The following is a 17063-nucleotide window of genomic DNA, read 5'->3' as shown; positions in this document are numbered from 1 at the left end:
AGTGATCCGAGTCACCAGAGATTTGGCATGCCGGTCGCATCATTCAGATATGCTGCCTCGGAATACCGCCTGCATCACAGGGGCGGCGGAGAGTTGACGGAGCCCGGTCTGTCATCACAGTCAGACGATGACAAGAACACGTCGTACGCTTTATCGGAGGTGGTGATCGCCAATGGATCTCAAGGAATTGCAAACGTTTCGCGCAGTGGCGGAGCTGGGGAGTGTCACTAAGGCTTCGGATCGCCTTCATATCGCCCAACCGGCCCTCAGCCGTCAGATTAAGGTGTTGGAAGCGGAGCTCCGGAATGCCTTGTTCTTCCGGGACGGGCGCGGCATGCGCCTAACGCCTGCGGGTGAACTACTCTTCGAGAGAACTACAGAGCTCCAGCGGGATGTCGACCGCCTGCGTGATGATCTCCGATCGTTCACCGGTGCGCCGACCGGTCATGTTCACGTTGGACTTGTGCCGACCGTGAGCGCCCAAGTTGCCGGCACAGTTGCCCGGCGGGTTCTCGCTGAATTTCCAGGGGTGTCCTTGGTGATGTCAGAGAGCTACACAGGCCACTTGGTTGACTGGTTGCATCGTGGGCAACTCGATCTCGCGGTTCTCTATGGGCCGGGAGATTCGCTGCAAATGCCCACAGAGTCATTTGGGAATGAGGAACTTGTAGCGATTGCCGATAAGGGCGGGCGTCTTGCCAACCTGGCAGAAGTGGAACTGACGGCGCTCTTGAGCGAACCACTTGCCCTTCCGAGTGCCTCTCATGGGGTGCGGCGTATCATTGCCGATGCAGCAGAGCGTGCCAACGCGCCCATGAATGTGGTCATCGAAGCCGACTCATTCCGCATCCTCCTGGAAATAGCTGCGCAGGGCCTCGGAATCACGGTGCTGCCGATTTCCGCCGTACGATCAGAAGTAGCGGCCGGTGTCCTCGAACAGGCTCGAATCATCCATCCGACCCTGCACCGTGAAGTAGTCATGGCTTGGCCTGGAAAAGGGACACCTTCGATTGCGGCGACGGCCGTTTCGGCTATCCTCCGGGACGAGGTTGCGAAGATCTTCGCCCAGACGTAGCGACCTCTCAGGGGCAGTGGTTGCTGGAGGAAGCCTAAGTGGGTAACCCTGCAGCGCACGTCTGGTCATAACACGGTGCCGCATAACTGAAAGGGTGGCACCTTCGTTGGAGGTGCCGCCCTTTCGCGGATCGACCGATAGCCCGGGCGAATGCCGACCAGTTCTCCCCGCCGATGGAATCGTGGCTGATCGCTTGGCAATGCTGGATCGCGGATGCCATGCCACAAGGCGCAAGACCCGGCTTGGCATCCTTTCGACCGACTCTAAACGGGTTTCTTCCGTTGCTCGGGTGATTCATCCAGGGCAAAGACTGGCAAAGTCACCTCTTCGGAGAGGTCAACAAACCCAAGCGAAACCCGACTTCCAACCGCCGGTTGCCCGGACGGCGGCGGCCAAAGCAGTGTGGTCATCCGGACGGTAGGCAATAATTCCACGAGGGCCACTATGTAGGGCGGCTCAATCCACGGGTAATAGCGTTTATGGTAGCGGACCCAACTGCTGACGATGCCTGTTGTTGGAGCCCGCTGCCAACCAACGTCCTCAGAAAAGCAATTCGGACAACGCGGCGATATTGGGTAATAGACATGGTCACACTGCCGGCACTCAGGAATGACCAACTGGTGCCGGCGAGCGTTCTCCCAGAATCCTTCATTGTCGAGTGTGCGGCCTGGCAGCAAGGCCGGGGGAACCGAGGGATACGTATTCACGAAGTGGCCTCCAGAATGATTGATGACCCCATGGGGCCGATGTACTGACCCAGGCGAGCACCCGCTACTTGCCGAGCGCCGCATTGGCCGCGTAGTTGGCGGCTCAGCTCTACAACATGGTTCCAGCCCCCTTGGCCGGACTCTGCGATATGTCCTCCGGAAGTGTTCACGGGATTGGGGCCGTCGAATCTCGTTCTTCCATCTGCGATCCATTTCCAGCCCATGCCAGGATCGCAAAAGCCGAAGCGTTCCAGGTCGAACACTACTTGCGGCGCAAAGCTGTCATAGATCGAGACAACATCGATACTCTGCGGGGAGAGTCCGGTCTTCTGGTAAACGGGTTGTGAAGACTCGCGAACAGCATCCGAATCCTGGTAGCCGATGCCCAATCCAGGGTAGCCAAACGGGACTTCGCTTCGACCTGCACGCATCCCCTGCGTCTCCACAAGGCGAACTCCTTGGCCGCTGTCCCTGCTGACGATAACCGCCACAGCACCATCATTCGGCAAGGCAAAGTCAGGCCGGCGCAGAGGCTCAATAATCCAAGGACTGGCGATGTAAGTGGCTTCGTCGAGCGGCACATCGCGCAACACCGCGTTGGGATTTCGCTGCGCGTTGGCGCGCTGAGACACGGCGACCGCGGCCAAAGAATCCGGATCTGCATCGTATAACTCTGTGTATCGCCGCCATGCCATGGCCGCACCCGAGCCAGGGGCGGTAAGGCCGTAGTGGCTCACCTCACCGTGCGGGCCCCCGCCTTCACGGAGGGTTTCACGCTCGGCTGGGCCGCCGAAGGCCCGGGTACCCGAACGTCCATGCAGACACAGGATGTTTGATGCCTGGCCCGTACGGACGGCCGCGTCTGCCATCTGCAGGACTGGTCCCGTGAAGCGTCCGTGGTTCCAGGTCTGAAATGTGGTCCGAGTCTCCAACCCGAGGTTAGTTGCCACGAGGTCATAGTCCAGCCCTCCTGAGACAATCAGTCCGTCGATTTCCTTGTGGGCAAGCTGGGCGTCTTGGAGGGCCCTGGCCACGGCTTCACCCATGTGAGATATCACGGTCCGGCCTGACTTCAGTTGATAGGTGCTGTCCCCTACACCGGAGATGACAGAGGAGGACGCCATCAGATGACTCCCTTTTCTCCATAGGCCACGAGTTGATCCGGGGTTCTGCTCAGCAACTCTGTGAACACATACTCGTTGGACTCGCCCATCTCAGGCAATGTGCTCGTCACTCGGCCTGGCGTGCGGGACAGTTTCGGAACCACCCCCGGAAAATGAAGCACCCCCTTCCCCGGCCAGTCCACGGGGAGCAACATATCGCGGGCTTGGTACTGCGGATCCTCAAGGATGTCTTGGGGGCCGTAAACTTTCGAAGCGGGAACTCCGGCATCTTCAAGGATGTCCAATACCTCTGTAGCGGACTGAGTAGCAACCCAGGCTTCGATAGCGGCCTCGATCTCCTCCTCATTGTCCGCACGAAGCCCGGGTGTGGAGTATTTCTGCGCCAGCTCAGGCCGCCCCATGACAGCAGCCAAGCGGGCGAAGACAGCGGTGGTGCCACCTCCGATGACCACGAAGCTATCCTCGGCTGTCGTATAGATTCCGGTGGGCACGACGCGGGGGATGCGTGTCCCTACAGGTGGCTTGACGATCCCATCTGCTTCCCACATCGCAGTGAAGTCCTTCATCAGGGCATACAACGATTCATAGAGGGCAGTGTCCACCACCTGTCCTTTTCCGCTGCTCTTGAGCTCGTGGATGCAAGCGAGCACACCGTATGCTGTGAACATGCCCGCTACGGCGTCTGCGATGCTGACACCGGCTCGGATCGGTGCCCTCCCGGGCTCTCCCGTAATCGAGCGGAGCCCACTCATCGCTTCACCGATGAGGCCAAAGCCGGGGCGGGCAGCGTAGGGGCCCGTTTGCCCATATCCCGACACCCGTGCGTAGATGAGGCGCGGGTTGATCTTCTCCAGATCGGAGGGGCCCAGCTGCCATTTCTCCATCGTTCCTGGTCGGAAGTTTTCCACCAGAATGTCAGCCTTTGCTATCAGGTCAAGGAAGATCTCCCGGCCTTCAGCAGTCTTTACGTCGAGTGTTACGCAATGCTTGTTTCTTGAGACAACGGACCAGTGATAGCTGACGCCGCGGTCGTCCGTGTGGGCCCAGGTGCGCAAGGGGTCAGGCAGCCCTGGGCGCTCGATCTTGATCACCTCGGCACCCATGTCGCCGAGCAGCTGGCAGCAATACGGTCCCGCGTAAATGCTTCCAATTTCGATGACGCGCAGTCCGTCAAGAGGGGGCTTCTGTGACATTGGGTTCCTCCGGTGGGGCTAAGTGGGCGTTCTCTACCCATGGTTGATGCACCAGCGGCCGGCTCAGGGGGCGGCACTCGTGGTTGAAGTCATTGGTGATGGTCGGATGCCAGGCGTCGAAAGGGCGATACCACGGCCGTGTCAGGGGCTTGATCAGGAAGCTTTACTCTTCCTGGAGGCACTGAATGATCGCTTCCAACGAGGCTTACCCAGAAGCATCATGATGAACACCACCGGCATCGTTAGGCACGTCATGGTGAGTGCCAGGGCGGCCATCTGGTTGTAGCTACCCTGCTGGAAGACGTCCAGCAGCAAGAACCCCATGAGCGGAGAGTTTCCGCTGCCGAGAAGGACGGCCATCTCCAGTTCGCCGGTTCCCCGGACGAAGACCAGAGCCCATGCCGCGAAAAGTCCGGGGCGCAGGAGAGGCAGGATCACGCTGCGGAAGGTTCTGCCTGGACCTGCTCCGGAAAGAGCCGACGCTTCCCGAAGTTCCCCGCCAATCTGGGCTGCGGAGGATTCAATGGCGATTGATGCGTATGGCAGGAAAGCGATGAAGTAGGCCAGAGCCACGATCAGCAGAGTCCCGCCTAGAGAGAAGGGTGGACCGGAGAGCGCCAAAATGAAACCGACTGCAAGCACTGAATTCGGGATTGCGGCGGGCACCACTTTGCCGGTCCAGTTTGCGTACTTGCCAAGGCGACCCTTCGAAATCTGCGCGTACACAACCACAAGTGCCGCCAAAACCACCGTGATGGCACCCACAATCAGTCCGAGTCCCAAGGAGTTCCGGATTGCCGCACCGGCTATTGGATTGTCCAGGAGCACGGACTTGAAGTGATCCAGAGTCCATATGGACGTGACCAGGTTCGGTTGCCAGAATGCCTGAAAACTCACGACAATGAGAGCTGCCACTGGCAGTACGGCCGACAGGAGGAGATATAGCCCGAGCAGACTGCGGAACACCCAGCGGCTGCGTCCGAGTTCGACCCTCAGCGCTTTGCCGGTCTTGCCGCCGATCTTGGCGAAGTGGCCTTTCCGTGTGATCCGGTTCTGCACGAACCAGAACAGGGCCAATGTCACGAGCAGGAGCGTGCTGATGGCGATTGCGTGGTCGTATCGCGCCGGATAGCTCCCCTGAATGGAATTCACGATCTGTACCTGCAGAATCTGCAGACCCGCCTTGTTGCCAAGGACAACCGGAACGGAGTAGACGGAGAATCCCACAATCGTTACTAGGACGAAGGCTGAAACCACGGCCGGGATGATAGCGGGGATAGATATCGTCCTCAGGACAGTCCAGTTGCTGGCCCCCGAAACGCGTGCCGCCTCCTCCAGGCTGGAATCGGCATTTCGGAATGCTGCAGCAATGGGCAGGTAGGCATACGGCACGGAGTGAAGGACATAAACGAAGATCACGCCTGCATAGCTGTAGATGTTGAGTTGCCAGTCAATGCCGAGCGGGGCGAGCACGCTGCTGAGCGCTCCGTTCAAGAATCCAACGTCCGGGGCCGCAAGCACTGACCAACCGATCGCCATTGCCACTGCCGGGAGGAAAAGTGGTACAAGCGGCAAAATGTCGCTGAGAACGCCCATACGAGCATTGGTCCGCTCATTGATCCACGCGAGGCCCGCCGCTATCGCAACGGTAATGACTGCGTGGGCGCCCACCACGATCGTCGTGTCCCGGATCATGGGCCAGAACCAGGGTGCCGAAACGATTTCCTGCAGCGATCCATCAGTGACGAGGGTCGTGGAGAAGCCCAGAATCTTGAGCAACGGAAATATTGTCAGGAACAAAATTACAAGAGCGACTACCCCGATGAGAATAGTAAAGGGCTTCGGCAGCTTTTGCCGGCGCGCCGATCCAGCCTCATCCGTGCTTGGTCGGGAGAGATCGATAACAGCCATGTCAGCGCTCCACATCTACGATACGGAGCGAGTCCTCGCTGATGCCGACCGTGACGTGGTCACCTGCTTGGAACCTCAGCACGTGCTCAGATGCCCAAGCTGTGATGACCTGATCCCCTGCCCGGCAGGTGTACTCAGTGCGGGATCCTCCGTAGAGAACGCTCTCAACCACCGCTTGGATTCGGTTCGATGCCGGATCTGAATGATCACCAGGGGCGGCCAAGGTGCAGTACTCGGGTCGAACCATGATGATCACGCTTTCATGGTCTGTTTTAGCGGCGGACAGCCGAGGGTGGCGTAGTCCCTTTGCCCGAAGGTTTCCCACAGGAGTGGAGAGAATAGATACCTCCCCGGTGACGTCCACAATGCGACCTTCAAAGATATTGGCGTCTCCGACAAACTCAGCGGAGTAACGGCTGGTTGGGTACTCGTACAACTCCACTGGCTGATCAAGTTGGGCGATCTTACCGCCGCGCATCACCGCGATGGACGTTCCTACTCCCATGGCTTCAACCTGGTCGTGCGTTACATAGACGGCCGCAAAGCCGAGCTCGCGGTGGATACGTGCCAACTCGCTCCGCAACTGGATTCGGACCTTGGCATCAACATTGGACAGAGGTTCATCGAACAGCACAACTGCCGGTTCGGATATAAGGGTTCGGGCCAAGGCAGCGCGCTGTTGCTGACCGCCGCTGATGTTCGATGGGTGCTGTCGGCCGAGCCCCGCAAGGCCTACCAGGTCCAAGTACTCCTCTGCGCGTTTGCGGGCAGAGGCGGCTTTGACGCCCGCAACCCGGAGGGGATATGACACGTTGTCCTCCAGGGTCATGTGTGGCCACAACGCGTAGGACTGGAACATCATGTTGATGTCGCGGCGTTCCGGGGGAACCACCAGCCCTGAGGAGCCGGCAAATACTGTCTCGCCAGAGATGCGGATGGTGCCGGTATCTGGTGTTTCCAAGCCGGCGATGCAGCGCAGCAGCGTTGATTTACCGCAGCCGCTGGGCCCGAGAAGCACTACGATCTCGCCGGAATGCACTTCAAGTGTGACGTCATCGACGGCTGGAACGCGCATCCCCCCGGAGCGGACGAAGTCTTTTTTCAACGCGGTGATCTCAAGCCGAAGGTCTTTACCGTTGGGTGCCGATGCTGACTTATCCAGCGTGGCTGCCGTGTCCCTCGCTTGCGTGGCGGATTTGGGTAAGCTGCGAGTTTTTACAATCATGTCTATACCAATCTGATGCTCTCGGCGGCTGTCAAACAGGGGCGCCTTTAGGAATTGGGGTCACTTCAGGCCGAGGAGGCTGAGGATTTGGTCCTTGTTCTTCTGGCCCTTCGCTATATCGATGACAATCATTTCGGGGTCAACCTGGCGGCAGTTGGGGATGTCGCCGTAGATCAAGGACTGGTACTCGCCCTGGCAGGATGCCGTTTGTCCTTCGTGGGAGAGCAGGAAGTTGGCATAGAGGGCTGCCGCGCACGGATGTTGCGCTGCTGAACTCACCGCAACCGAGTGGAGAATCCCAATTGAAGGCGATATTGCGTTGACCTGGAGCGGGGCGCCTTGTTTGCGGAGCGTTGAAGAATGCGATTCCTGGTTCGGCCCGATGAACGGCTCCACACCGGCGGCAAGGTCCTGAACAGCCGCCGAGGAACTCTCCCAGAAGTCGTAACCACTTGATCCGAGAGTTCTCAAGTAATCGTCTCCGTACAATTCCCTCAGCTCTTCGTAAGTTGCGAGAAAAGCAGGCGACGGCCGTGGGTCAGCCAGGCCACCCTTGCCTGCATATTCGGGAGCTGCGAGATCTTTCCACGTGGAGGGAGCTTTGCCGGTGAGTGCTTTGCTGTTACTTGTAACAACAAAAGGGCCGGCGAAAGTTGAGAAGTACACCGGCTCCTTCCATCTGTCGTCCAGGGTTGAGAGATTCGGGACAGCCGAGTTGTTGATTGGGCTGAACCATTCACTGTTTTCTTCAAACATGAGGTTGTCCGAGCTCTTGATGATGTCGGCGCTGTTTGCTCCAGCAGCTCGCTCGCTGGCGAAACGTGCTGCGAGGTCACCACCGGCCAGGCGAGTGACCTGAACGTTTATCCCGGAGTATTTTTCCGAAAACGCTGCCACCTCTGGTTTGTTGATCCCGTCGTGTGTCGCGGTATAGAGGACCAGACTGCCCTCCTTCTTGGCCATCTCCTCTACACCTGCAATGTCAGTGGCCGCGCACTGACCCCCAGCGCTGGTTCCTTGTGACCCCACGCTGTTGAGGTCCGATGCGCTGCATGCAGATAGCAGTGTCGCTGCCATGACTGCAGCAGCGAAGGGGGCGACCCGACGGGTCAGGGACTTCGTTGTCCGGCGATCCGGGAGGCGGGACAATTCCGCCTGATCCGACGACGGCTTGGCTGATTGCGCACAAGCTGCCGGGACGGCGGCGGGGTAGGCCAGTAAGCGCTTCATTGCTGCTCCTAGGTTAAGAGGGGTTAGATCCACGGGGTTGGGGGTGTACATGTGTTCGCGGCTGGACGAGGACCGTCAGGGGGCGTGCTCCAGTGCTGGAAACTGAAGGAGGAGTAGCTCGCTGCGGTCCTGGGTAGCGGTGAAGTCGGCAGTTTCATGAGGCGCCAGAAAGACCAGGCTTCCGGCTGGCAAGTCCGTCCCTGCGAATGAGAGGCGCCCTTCCAACACAATCAAGTACCTCCCGCCGTGGCTTGCTCCGTTTTGGGGAGTGAAGGTTGTGCGGGCAGGAACAGAGATGGAAGATACGCTCAGCCCGTCGTCTTCGGGGCCGACCAGTTCAGTGACAAGGACGTCGGCGCCTAATTTACTGTGAATGCCGGAACCGACGATGCTTCGCGGTGTTCGCACCGAGTCTTGTCCTTCGACGGTATGTTCCGACGCCGGTCGGCTGTTGTAGTCGGGCTTCAAAGTGAAGTACGTCAGCCCGATTTTGGGGTCCAGTGGGGTTATGGGTCCAGATGCGGAATCGGCGTCGGAATAGTGGAAGGAACCAGGCCGGACCAGATGTCGGCCAACCGTCGCCTCGCCGCTGACGACCACCTGAAACTGCGGGATAGGGTGTGAGCGCCGTGGAATCGAGTCGCCGGGATCGTTGGGAAGAAAAGTCGCCAGGAAGGCCTGAGGCCCATACTGCGCGGTACCAGCCGGATCCCCGAGAGGGTCCCCTCCAAGAAGCTGACGAAAGTTCAGCTTGCCGGAGTTGAGCTGCTTGGATTCTTGAACACCAGCATCGCTTGCTCTGAAGATCTGCATGAAACTGCTCCTTCCGGTAGTGCCGGCGGCCAGCGAGGCCGGGCGCGACGTTCTTTGTCGCACGGAGATCCAGTCGACTGTGACGTGGATCTCGCTTTCAAGGAGTCTGGCACTCAGCAGGCACTGCGGGAATCCCGCCGTGCTGGCATGGAGCGTTAGAATTACTGAATGCTAACCCCATCCCAGCTCCTACTCTTGGCGCAGATCGGCCGTTTCGGATCCCTGGCGCAAGCCGCGGACGCACTGGGAAGAACGCCGTCGGCAGTCACAAGCCAATTGGCAAAGATGGAGAAAGACGTTGGCATCAGTCTGGTTCTTCGTGGACCAAGGGGCGCGCGACTGACCCCTGTAGGAGCGTCCCTTGCCAGATCGGGTGAAGTAATTGCAGCTGAAGTGGCCACGGCGGAGGCGACCGTGGACTCCCTGCTGGCGACACTTACCAGCGAACTTCGCATAGGTACGTTCCGGGCCGCCGGTCAGCACTTGCTGCCCCCGGCCCTCACAGCGCTTCGCCACCGGAACAAGCAAGTCAAGCTCAGTGTCTTTGAGATTTCCTCGCCGAATGGGGCCGAAATGGTAGCCCGCGGCGAACTGGACATCGCACTTGTCGCCATCTACGAGGAGGCCTTTCCCGCGATTGCGGGAGTGAAGGCGCACCACCTTTTGGATGACTTCACTGTCCTGTGCCTTCCAATCGACCACCCCGCTGTGCCCATTTCTGAGAAGGAGGGGGGTCTTCGCCTTCGCGACCTCAAGGACGAGGCGTGGATTGCGATATCGACCGGCCACCCCGCGCGACAGCAGCTTGATGATGCGGCAGAGTCGGTGGGATTCGTCCCGAATGTGGTCATGGAAACTGCCAGTTACCACGTCGCGCAGGCCCTGGTGGGCACTGGGATCGGGATTGCTTTGTTGTCCCGTTTGACCAGTTATCCAACGGCTGGCGCCATACATGTGCAGCTGGTTGAGCCCCCGCTCAAACGCACCATTTTCGCACTAACCGCGGATGAGAACGTTTCTGCCTTGGCTCACAACATGCTGACGCTTCTGCGCAGAAACAGCAAAGAACTGCAAGAGAAATGGCTTGACCAGGACCCTGGCGCTGATTTCTCGGAAGAGCTGGGATCCATGCGTTAACCGGTAGCGCCCGCGGTTCACGAAGAACCGCCGAGCAGGTGCCCCATTCGAAAATTCGAATGCTGTATAGGCCGAAATGGGTCTACCCGACATGCTGCGTTGAGAGGAACACTGCTTCTACGGGCAACGTTAGCCTCACACCAACGGTGCCCGTCCCAAACTCTCAATTGGAAAGGCATTCCGACATGGGCGAGCACAACCATGATCATCACCACCACGACCACCAGCACGATACGCTCAGTGTGGAGCCAATCGCTGCTGACGTGGAGGAAATCTCGAAGCGTTTCCGCGCCGTCCTGGCCGGCCACGTAAGTGACGCCTTGGAACACGTGGGCATCCGGACTCCACACCTGTCACAGGCCATTCAGCCGATCACGACCAACGTTGCGTTTGCCGGGCCGGCAGCCACGCTCCGGCTGGCAAAATGCCGGACCGGCAATGAATCCCGCGGCCTGGTAAAGCTCAAGGAATTGCACGCCAAGCCGGGCGATGTCCTCCTCGTTGATGCAGACGGACTGACAGATGCTGCTGTTTGGGGGGACCGGGCGGCGCTCGGCGCGAAGAAGCAGAATCTCGCCGCCGCCGTGGTGAACGGTGCTGTTCGGGATGTGGCTGAATTCGAGAAGCACGACTGGCCGGTTCACGCGGCAGGCCGTTCCCTACGAGCCTCCGAAGGTGTCTACCAGAGCGTTGGGTTCAATGTGCCCATCGTCATTGACGGCGTCCTCATCAACCCAGGGGACTGGTTGGTGGGTGACGAGTCGGGCATTGCAGTTGTACCCAGCGAAATCCTGATGAAGGTACTGGAGCTGGCTGAGGAGCGGGAGGAAATCGACCGGAGCAGCCAAGTAGACATCGAAAACGGCATGTCACCATCGGCCGCCCACCGCCACTTCCACGACGACGACGTCGCTCACTTGCATTCCCTCGAGTAGGCGACTGCTGGACGATTAGCGCGCCGCACAGCACAACGCAGGCATCGTTGCCGGAACTCCTACGATGCCTGCGTTGCGGGCTCCTGCGTGTCTTGGCAGAAGCCTCCGTCTGACCAGTCCCCACCCACACTTACGAGGTTGAACATGGAATTTCAGACAGCCGCGGCTGGAGTCGGATTCACAGAAGGCCCAGTATTTACCCAACGCGGAAGCCTGGTCTTCGTCTCGGTGGACCAAGGCATCCTCTACGAGACGTCCGCCCGCACGACGAAGGCGCTGGCGCGGACCGGCGGGGGACCCAACGGTGCCGCAGAGGGCCGGGATGGCATCATCTACGTGGCCCAGAATGGCGGCCAATGGCCCGGAAACCGGACCGAGGGCGTGAGTGGAGGCGTTCAAGCTGTCTACCCCGACGGTGCCATGGTTACCCTCACCACTGACCCGATCTACCCGAACGATCTGTGCTTTGGCCCAGATGGTTATCTTTACGTGACGGACCCGAGCCGGGGTCCCGCCCGCGACGACGGCCGGCTTTGGCGGATCGACGTCACAACCGGCGAAGCGGAACTGCTGTTTTCTGTCGGCTGGTATCCCAATGGCATCGGGTTCAGCACCGACGACGATAGCCTTTTCGTAGCCCAGGGAGGTGAGGGCCGCATTCTTCGCTTCCCCTTCACAGGGGAAGGGAGGCTTGGAAAGCCGGACGTGCACGTGCAACTTGACCACGGCCGCCCTGACGGATTCGCTTGGGACGTGGATGGCAATCTGGTGATCGGTGCCATAACGGGCAAGGCGCCCGGCGACCTGCAGGTGTACAGTCCAGAGGGCGCGCTGCTGGACACGATCAGTCCTGGTGATGGAAAGAAGTACACAAACATTGCCATTTCGCCCGCTGGGAGAATGGCGGTGACGGACTCCGACAACGGTCAGGTCCTTGAAACGGATTGGGTCAGCGCGGGCCTTCAGCTGCATCCATTCCGGGCATCAAGCGTGCCAAATCAAAGCCCGCGCAGCCATGAGGAGAAAAGTCGTGAGCTCCAGCGCGAACAATGAGGATCTGTCCTACGACGTTGTGGTTGTGGGCGGTGGCCCTGGCGGACTGATCGCAGCGCTGACGGCCCGCCATCTGGGAGCGAGCGTGCTGCTGATTGAACAGAATTTCGACGTCGGCGGACGCGGAGTTCTCTCCGGCGGGGGTGCCTACCTGGGTGGTGGCACATCACTGCAGCGTGCCGAGGGCATCGAGGACTCACCCGAAAGGCTTTTCCAAGACTGGGTGCGCGCGGATAGTCTTCTGGGTCGTTACAACGATCGGGAGGTTGTGTGGGCGTATGCCAACAACTCGGCAGCCACGTTTGAATTCATGACCGAGGTGGGCAACGTCAAGTGGCGACCGCTGGGCGCTGCAGACCGACTCGACACGGTTAAGCGCCGCGCATTCTCCTTGGAATGGGAAGAGCCCGCCGGTCAAGTGGTGCCCGGGCAGTTTGGTTCAGGCATTGTCCGTCCTCTTGAGAAAGCCGCACGCGAACTGGGTGTTCACATCCTGCTCAAGCATCGGATGGTTTCACTGCATCGCGATCGCGATGCACAGGGCGCAAAAGGACGAGTCTCAAAATTGGCCATTGTGGAGGTGGACGACTACTTCACACCCACGGGTGAAGTGATTTCCGTGAAGGCCCGCCAAGGCGTGATTCTTGCGACCGGTGGGCACTCGGGCAACGTTGGGTTCCGGAGGATGTTCGATCCACGCCTTACCGAGGAATATCAGTACACAGGCCAGAACTGGGCGCCGAAGACGGCGGACGGTGAAGTCGCTGCAATGGCAGTCGGAGCGAGTATCTGGGGTTTTGCCGGACAGACGAACGAATCCGACGGGCAATTGTCAAAAGGACTTATGGGGACGCGTTCCAATTACCATGGGCTTTTATGGTCGGTTGACAGCCCCCACTTCTTCCGTGAAAAGGCCACAGGGCTCAAGCCGAGCGATTACCAGAACTTGGTCCTGGTACGTGAAAGTGGCGTACGTTTTTACGACGAAACTGCAGGCGTGCGGGACTACGACTACTTTGCGGCAGCCATGTCGTGGTCTGGAGACCCGGAAAAACTTAACGGTGGCGGCCCTATCTGGGCGATCTTTGATGCTGAGGCTGTGGAGCGCGAAGGTTGGAATGTCACGCCACCAAACGTCGATACCGATGGCTTCTTCTTCAGTGCGGACACGATCGAAGAGCTTGCCGGTCAAATCCAGATGGAATATCAATGGCGCCCCATGCCGCCCGGGAACTTACGGGCCACAATCGAGCGCTACAACCGTTGCGTCGACGAGGGTGTCGATCCTGATCATCAGAAACCGACGCCTCGGTTCAAGATACAACGCCCACCGTTCTACGCCGCATGGCACACCCCGGTGGTGCATGACAGCTACGCAGGACTCAGGATCAATGGATCTGCACAAGTGATCGATACGGAAGAGGCACCGATCCCTGGTCTTTTTGCCACTGGGGACTGCGCCAGTGGTTTCACGCAACACGGACTCGGGCGGGCGTTCACGTTCGGCTATATCGCGGCCAGGGCTGCTGTCTCGACGGGGCAGGCCCGAACCGGCAGCGGCCCAACGAGCAATAAGGATGGTGTGTAGCCGTGGCTGCGGGACAACCAGAGATCACCCTGGCGGTATGGGGTGCCGACGGTCCTGCCGTCGTCGGATCTACGCTTTCAGTGCATGTTGGGGCGAGGTCCCGCAGCGGCGGTTCCTTGGCGGGCCAAACAGTTATCGTTCGCGGTGCTGCTGGCCATGAGGTTGGGAGTGGAAAACTTGGCGGGAACATCTGGCCGGGGACCCTGGCGCTATGGTGGACCAGCGTGGAAGTGCCTGTGCCTGCCGAGCCCGGACTTCACGTGTGGCATGCGAGCGTCGGCACCAGCCATTTCGCCTTCAGCGTTGCAGCAGTGCCTGCTCCCGCTCACACGCTGACGGTGACGGTTTTCAACACGACTAACGCGGAGATCGAACCCCTGCCAGGGACTCACGTTCGAGCCGGTCATCACGCTGCTACGACAGATGAATCGGGTGGCGCAGTGCTGGCGTTGCCGCCCGGCCGGCACACTGTTGAAGCTTGGAAACAGGGCTACGGTTCAGTCAAAGGTATCGCCGTGGTGGGCTCGGATACTGAGATTTCGCTCGTCACGGAGGTCATCGCAGACAAGGATCCTCAGTATGTAAGGGAACATTGGCGGTAGTTCCTGATCAGAACGTAGTGGACGGCGAGGCACGCCTGTCTGTGAACATGGATTGCACAACGATGATGGCGTCTTGGAACCCGTTCGCTTTGGCCGTGACAACGATCGTCCCTGTGCCGGTTGGTCGAATGATCGCCAGGGCGCGTCCGTCAAAAGCCATGTGGCTGTTGCTGGTGTAGCTTTCCTTTGTGTCCGGGCGTGCGCTGCCCAGAGCCTGGAGAACTGCGGGACCCTCGACGGTGATGTGGAGTCGTTCTTCGATGGTGGTGGCCAGGTTTCCTTGGAAATCGATGAATTCCAAGGTGATGTAGCAAAGGTCGCTGCTATCGGCATGAATGTCGGTCCTCTCAGCGCGGGCATGGAGGCGGATGGCCCCGGTTGCCGTGTGGACGGTCTCGCGCGACTGTTCCTTACCGTTGACGTACGCGACGGCGGTCAGCTCGCCCGGGTGATAGACGGCGTCGAACGAGGCCTGGCAGGAGTGGTTCCTGCCGGCAGGGAGCCGGCCAACCGACCGCCCATTGATCAGCAATTCCACTTCGTCGGCAGAGCTGTAGACGTCCACGCGGACTGGGGCGCCGATGTTGGCGTTCCACGTCCAACTGGAGATGGAGTCGCTCCACGCCCACTGTCCAACCCCGGCATCGAGACCGTAATGTTCAGGGCGGTGGACTGCGATGTATGGCCTGTCCCGAAGTCCGAACACAATCTCCCGGAAGTATGATGCGGGGCGGCGATGCCCGGTGATATCGATGTCGCCGCACCACGCTGCGATCCAAGGATATGCCGCGCCGAATTCCTTATCCTCCTCATAGCGGACCCTGCCGATGCCGGTTTCACCGAGGTAGTCCCAGCCGGTCCAGGTAAAGTCGCCAATCACGTGGGAGTTTCCCGTCACCATTTCCCAGTTGGCGGCAATCCGCCCCGGATAGGTTTCAGTGCCGACGATGAGCCGGTGAGGGAAAAGGTCGCGGTCCATGAGATAACGGCTCTCGCCGTAGTTCATGCCCGCGACATCCACGACGGCGTGCGACTCGGCGGTTCTTTCCGTCACCACGGGTGAGGCGCTGACGTTGTTCATAAATTCGGCGGCCTGGTTCATCACGTCGTTGACACCTTGCGTAGGGGCGACCGATGCGTCCTCACGCGGGGGAGCGGTCCCGTCCCTGAGGGTGGACACGAAGCCGTTGATGCCGTTGGTAAGGTATCGCGTGCTGTCCAAGGACCTGATTTTCTCTGCCAGTTTCCGGCCCCATCCAGCACCATGGCCTGTGCCTGTCTCGGGGATTTCATTGCCGATGGAGTAGAAAATCACGCTGGGATGGTTGAAGTCCTTGGCCACCATGGCTTCGACGTCCCGCTCCCACCAGTCAGCGAAATTGAGTGAGTAGTCGAAAGAAGACTTACCCTCGGTCCATACGTCGAAGGTCTCGTCCATCACCAGCATCCCATGCTTGTCGCAGGCATCGAGCATGGCTTGGCTTATCGGGTTATGGGAGCTGCGGATTGCGTTGAAGCCAGCTTCCTTCAGGAGCTCGATACGCCGTTCCTCGGCACGACCGATTGCAGCGGCTCCCAGAATGCCGTTGTCGTGATGGATGCAGGCGCCCCGAAGCTTTATGGTGGTGCCGTTGATTTGCAGGCCGGACTCCGGGTCCAGTTGCAGGAAACGGATGCCGAATGACGTGATGCTCGCATCCACTACTTCGTCGAGGAGCAGGATGGTGGTGGTGGCCGTGTAGAGGTGTGGAGCCTCGACGTCCCAGAGCTTGGGGTCGCGGACGTACATCCTTTGCCGGACGACGGCCCGTTCGCCTGGAAGCACCGTGACCGGGGTCGTGTCCCTTGCAGCCTGTTGCTGGCGGGCATCCATGATTTCGGTGGCGACGTCTACCGTGACTGTTTGCAGACCGGCGTTGTGGACTGTAGTGGCAACCACCGTGACCGCGCGCCCGGCGGTGATGTCCGGCGTCGTAATCTGTATGCCGTTCCGTGGCACGTGGACGAGGTTGGCGACTGTAAGGAAGACGTCCCTGTGGATGCCCAGTCCGGAGTACCACCGTGAGTCCTCGTGTGCCCGCGCTTCAACCCGCACGGTGTTGTCCTGCCCGTACTTAAGGTACGGATCCATGGCGATCTCAAAGGTTGAGTATCCGAAAGGGCGCTGTCCGGCGAAGTGGCCGTTGACGAACCCCATGGCGTCTCTGTAGACGCCGTGGAATTCCAGCGACAAGCGCTTCTGCCGGTAGGTCTCGGGAACTCTGAAGGTCTTTGAGTACTCCACCGCGCCACCCGGGAAATAGCCTCCGTGTGATCCTGAGCCGGCGGCCGGGCTGCGCTGCATACCGATCATGGCGTCGTGGGGCAGCGTCACCTCCAGTCCGGCGCTAACACCGGGCTGGTCGGCAAAGATGCTGACCTTTGGCCGTACAGACCAATCGTCATTGAAGCTGACACGGCTCATTGCTTT

14 protein-coding genes are annotated in these 17063 nt (G+C 59.7%); 6 read left to right on the top strand and 8 right to left on the bottom strand.

The genetic code is table 11. The annotated features are described in order from the left end of the window. The first annotated feature begins 172 nt into the window (after positions 1-172). Positions 173-1075: a LysR family transcriptional regulator gene (locus BLW08_RS21900; RefSeq protein ID WP_091328169.1), complete on the top strand. Its 903-nt coding sequence runs from the start codon at positions 173-175 to the stop codon at positions 1073-1075. 263 nt (positions 1076-1338) lie between these two features. Here BLW08_RS21900 and BLW08_RS24380 read toward each other — a convergent pair whose 3' ends face one another. From BLW08_RS24380 to BLW08_RS21870, 7 genes are all read right to left on the bottom strand, one after another. After that, positions 1339-1866 carry a Zn-ribbon domain-containing OB-fold protein gene (locus BLW08_RS24380; RefSeq protein ID WP_368086907.1) on the bottom strand — a complete coding sequence of 176 codons (528 nt, stop codon included), beginning with the start codon at positions 1864-1866 and terminating at the stop codon, positions 1339-1341. Further along, positions 1779-2906: a thiolase family protein gene (locus tag BLW08_RS23990; RefSeq protein WP_175538802.1), complete on the bottom strand. Its 1128-nt coding sequence runs from the start codon at positions 2904-2906 to the stop codon at positions 1779-1781. Before BLW08_RS23990 ends, BLW08_RS24380 begins: the two co-directional genes overlap by 88 nt. Then, positions 2906-4099, bottom strand: a complete 1194-nt coding sequence (locus BLW08_RS21890; protein WP_091328163.1) for a CaiB/BaiF CoA transferase family protein — start codon at positions 4097-4099, stop codon at positions 2906-2908. Before BLW08_RS21890 ends, BLW08_RS23990 begins: the two co-directional genes overlap by 1 nt. A gap of 153 nt (positions 4100-4252) precedes the next feature. Further along, on the bottom strand, positions 4253-6010 hold the full coding sequence (locus BLW08_RS21885) for an ABC transporter permease (RefSeq protein ID WP_175538801.1): 1758 nt from the start codon (positions 6008-6010) through the stop codon (positions 4253-4255). A 1-nt stretch (position 6011) separates the two neighbouring features. Next, positions 6012-7235, bottom strand: a complete 1224-nt coding sequence (locus BLW08_RS21880) for an ABC transporter ATP-binding protein (RefSeq protein ID WP_091328158.1) — start codon at positions 7233-7235, stop codon at positions 6012-6014. 60 nt (positions 7236-7295) lie between these two features. Next, positions 7296-8465: an extracellular solute-binding protein gene (locus BLW08_RS21875; protein ID WP_175538800.1), complete on the bottom strand. Its 1170-nt coding sequence runs from the start codon at positions 8463-8465 to the stop codon at positions 7296-7298. 75 nt (positions 8466-8540) lie between these two features. Continuing rightward, complete coding sequence (locus BLW08_RS21870; RefSeq protein ID WP_091328152.1) at positions 8541-9278, bottom strand: hypothetical protein; 738 nt, start codon at positions 9276-9278, stop codon at positions 8541-8543. A gap of 168 nt (positions 9279-9446) precedes the next feature. On the opposite strand from BLW08_RS21870, the gene BLW08_RS21865 reads away from it, so the two are divergent. The 5 genes from BLW08_RS21865 to BLW08_RS21845 all read left to right on the top strand — a co-directional run bounded on the left by BLW08_RS21865 (position 9447) and on the right by BLW08_RS21845 (position 14593). Further along, complete coding sequence (locus BLW08_RS21865; protein ID WP_091328150.1) at positions 9447-10415, top strand: LysR family transcriptional regulator; 969 nt, start codon at positions 9447-9449, stop codon at positions 10413-10415. A gap of 185 nt (positions 10416-10600) precedes the next feature. Further along, complete coding sequence (locus tag BLW08_RS21860) at positions 10601-11350, top strand: RraA family protein (RefSeq protein ID WP_175538799.1); 750 nt, start codon at positions 10601-10603, stop codon at positions 11348-11350. A gap of 144 nt (positions 11351-11494) precedes the next feature. After that, positions 11495-12403 (top strand): SMP-30/gluconolactonase/LRE family protein, encoded by a 909-nt coding sequence (locus tag BLW08_RS21855; RefSeq protein WP_091328144.1) that lies wholly within the window; start codon positions 11495-11497, stop codon positions 12401-12403. Next, positions 12381-13991 carry an FAD-dependent oxidoreductase gene (locus BLW08_RS21850; RefSeq protein WP_175538798.1) on the top strand — a complete coding sequence of 537 codons (1611 nt, stop codon included), beginning with the start codon at positions 12381-12383 and terminating at the stop codon, positions 13989-13991. Before BLW08_RS21855 ends, BLW08_RS21850 begins: the two co-directional genes overlap by 23 nt. A gap of 2 nt (positions 13992-13993) precedes the next feature. Beyond that, entirely contained in the window at positions 13994-14593 is a 600-nt protein-coding gene (locus tag BLW08_RS21845; RefSeq protein WP_091328123.1) for a carboxypeptidase-like regulatory domain-containing protein, read from the top strand. Between the two features lie 7 nt (positions 14594-14600). On the opposite strand, the gene BLW08_RS21840 is transcribed toward BLW08_RS21845, so the two are convergent. Then, entirely contained in the window at positions 14601-17057 is a 2457-nt protein-coding gene (locus BLW08_RS21840; RefSeq protein ID WP_091328122.1) for a glycoside hydrolase family 2 TIM barrel-domain containing protein, read from the bottom strand. Positions 17058-17063 lie beyond the last annotated feature (6 nt).

Source organism: Arthrobacter sp. cf158 (genome assembly GCF_900106835.1).
GTDB lineage: Bacteria > Actinomycetota > Actinomycetes > Actinomycetales > Micrococcaceae > Arthrobacter.
The sequence above is the reverse complement of the archived record's forward strand: the minus strand, read 5'-3'. Positions and strand labels throughout refer to the sequence as shown.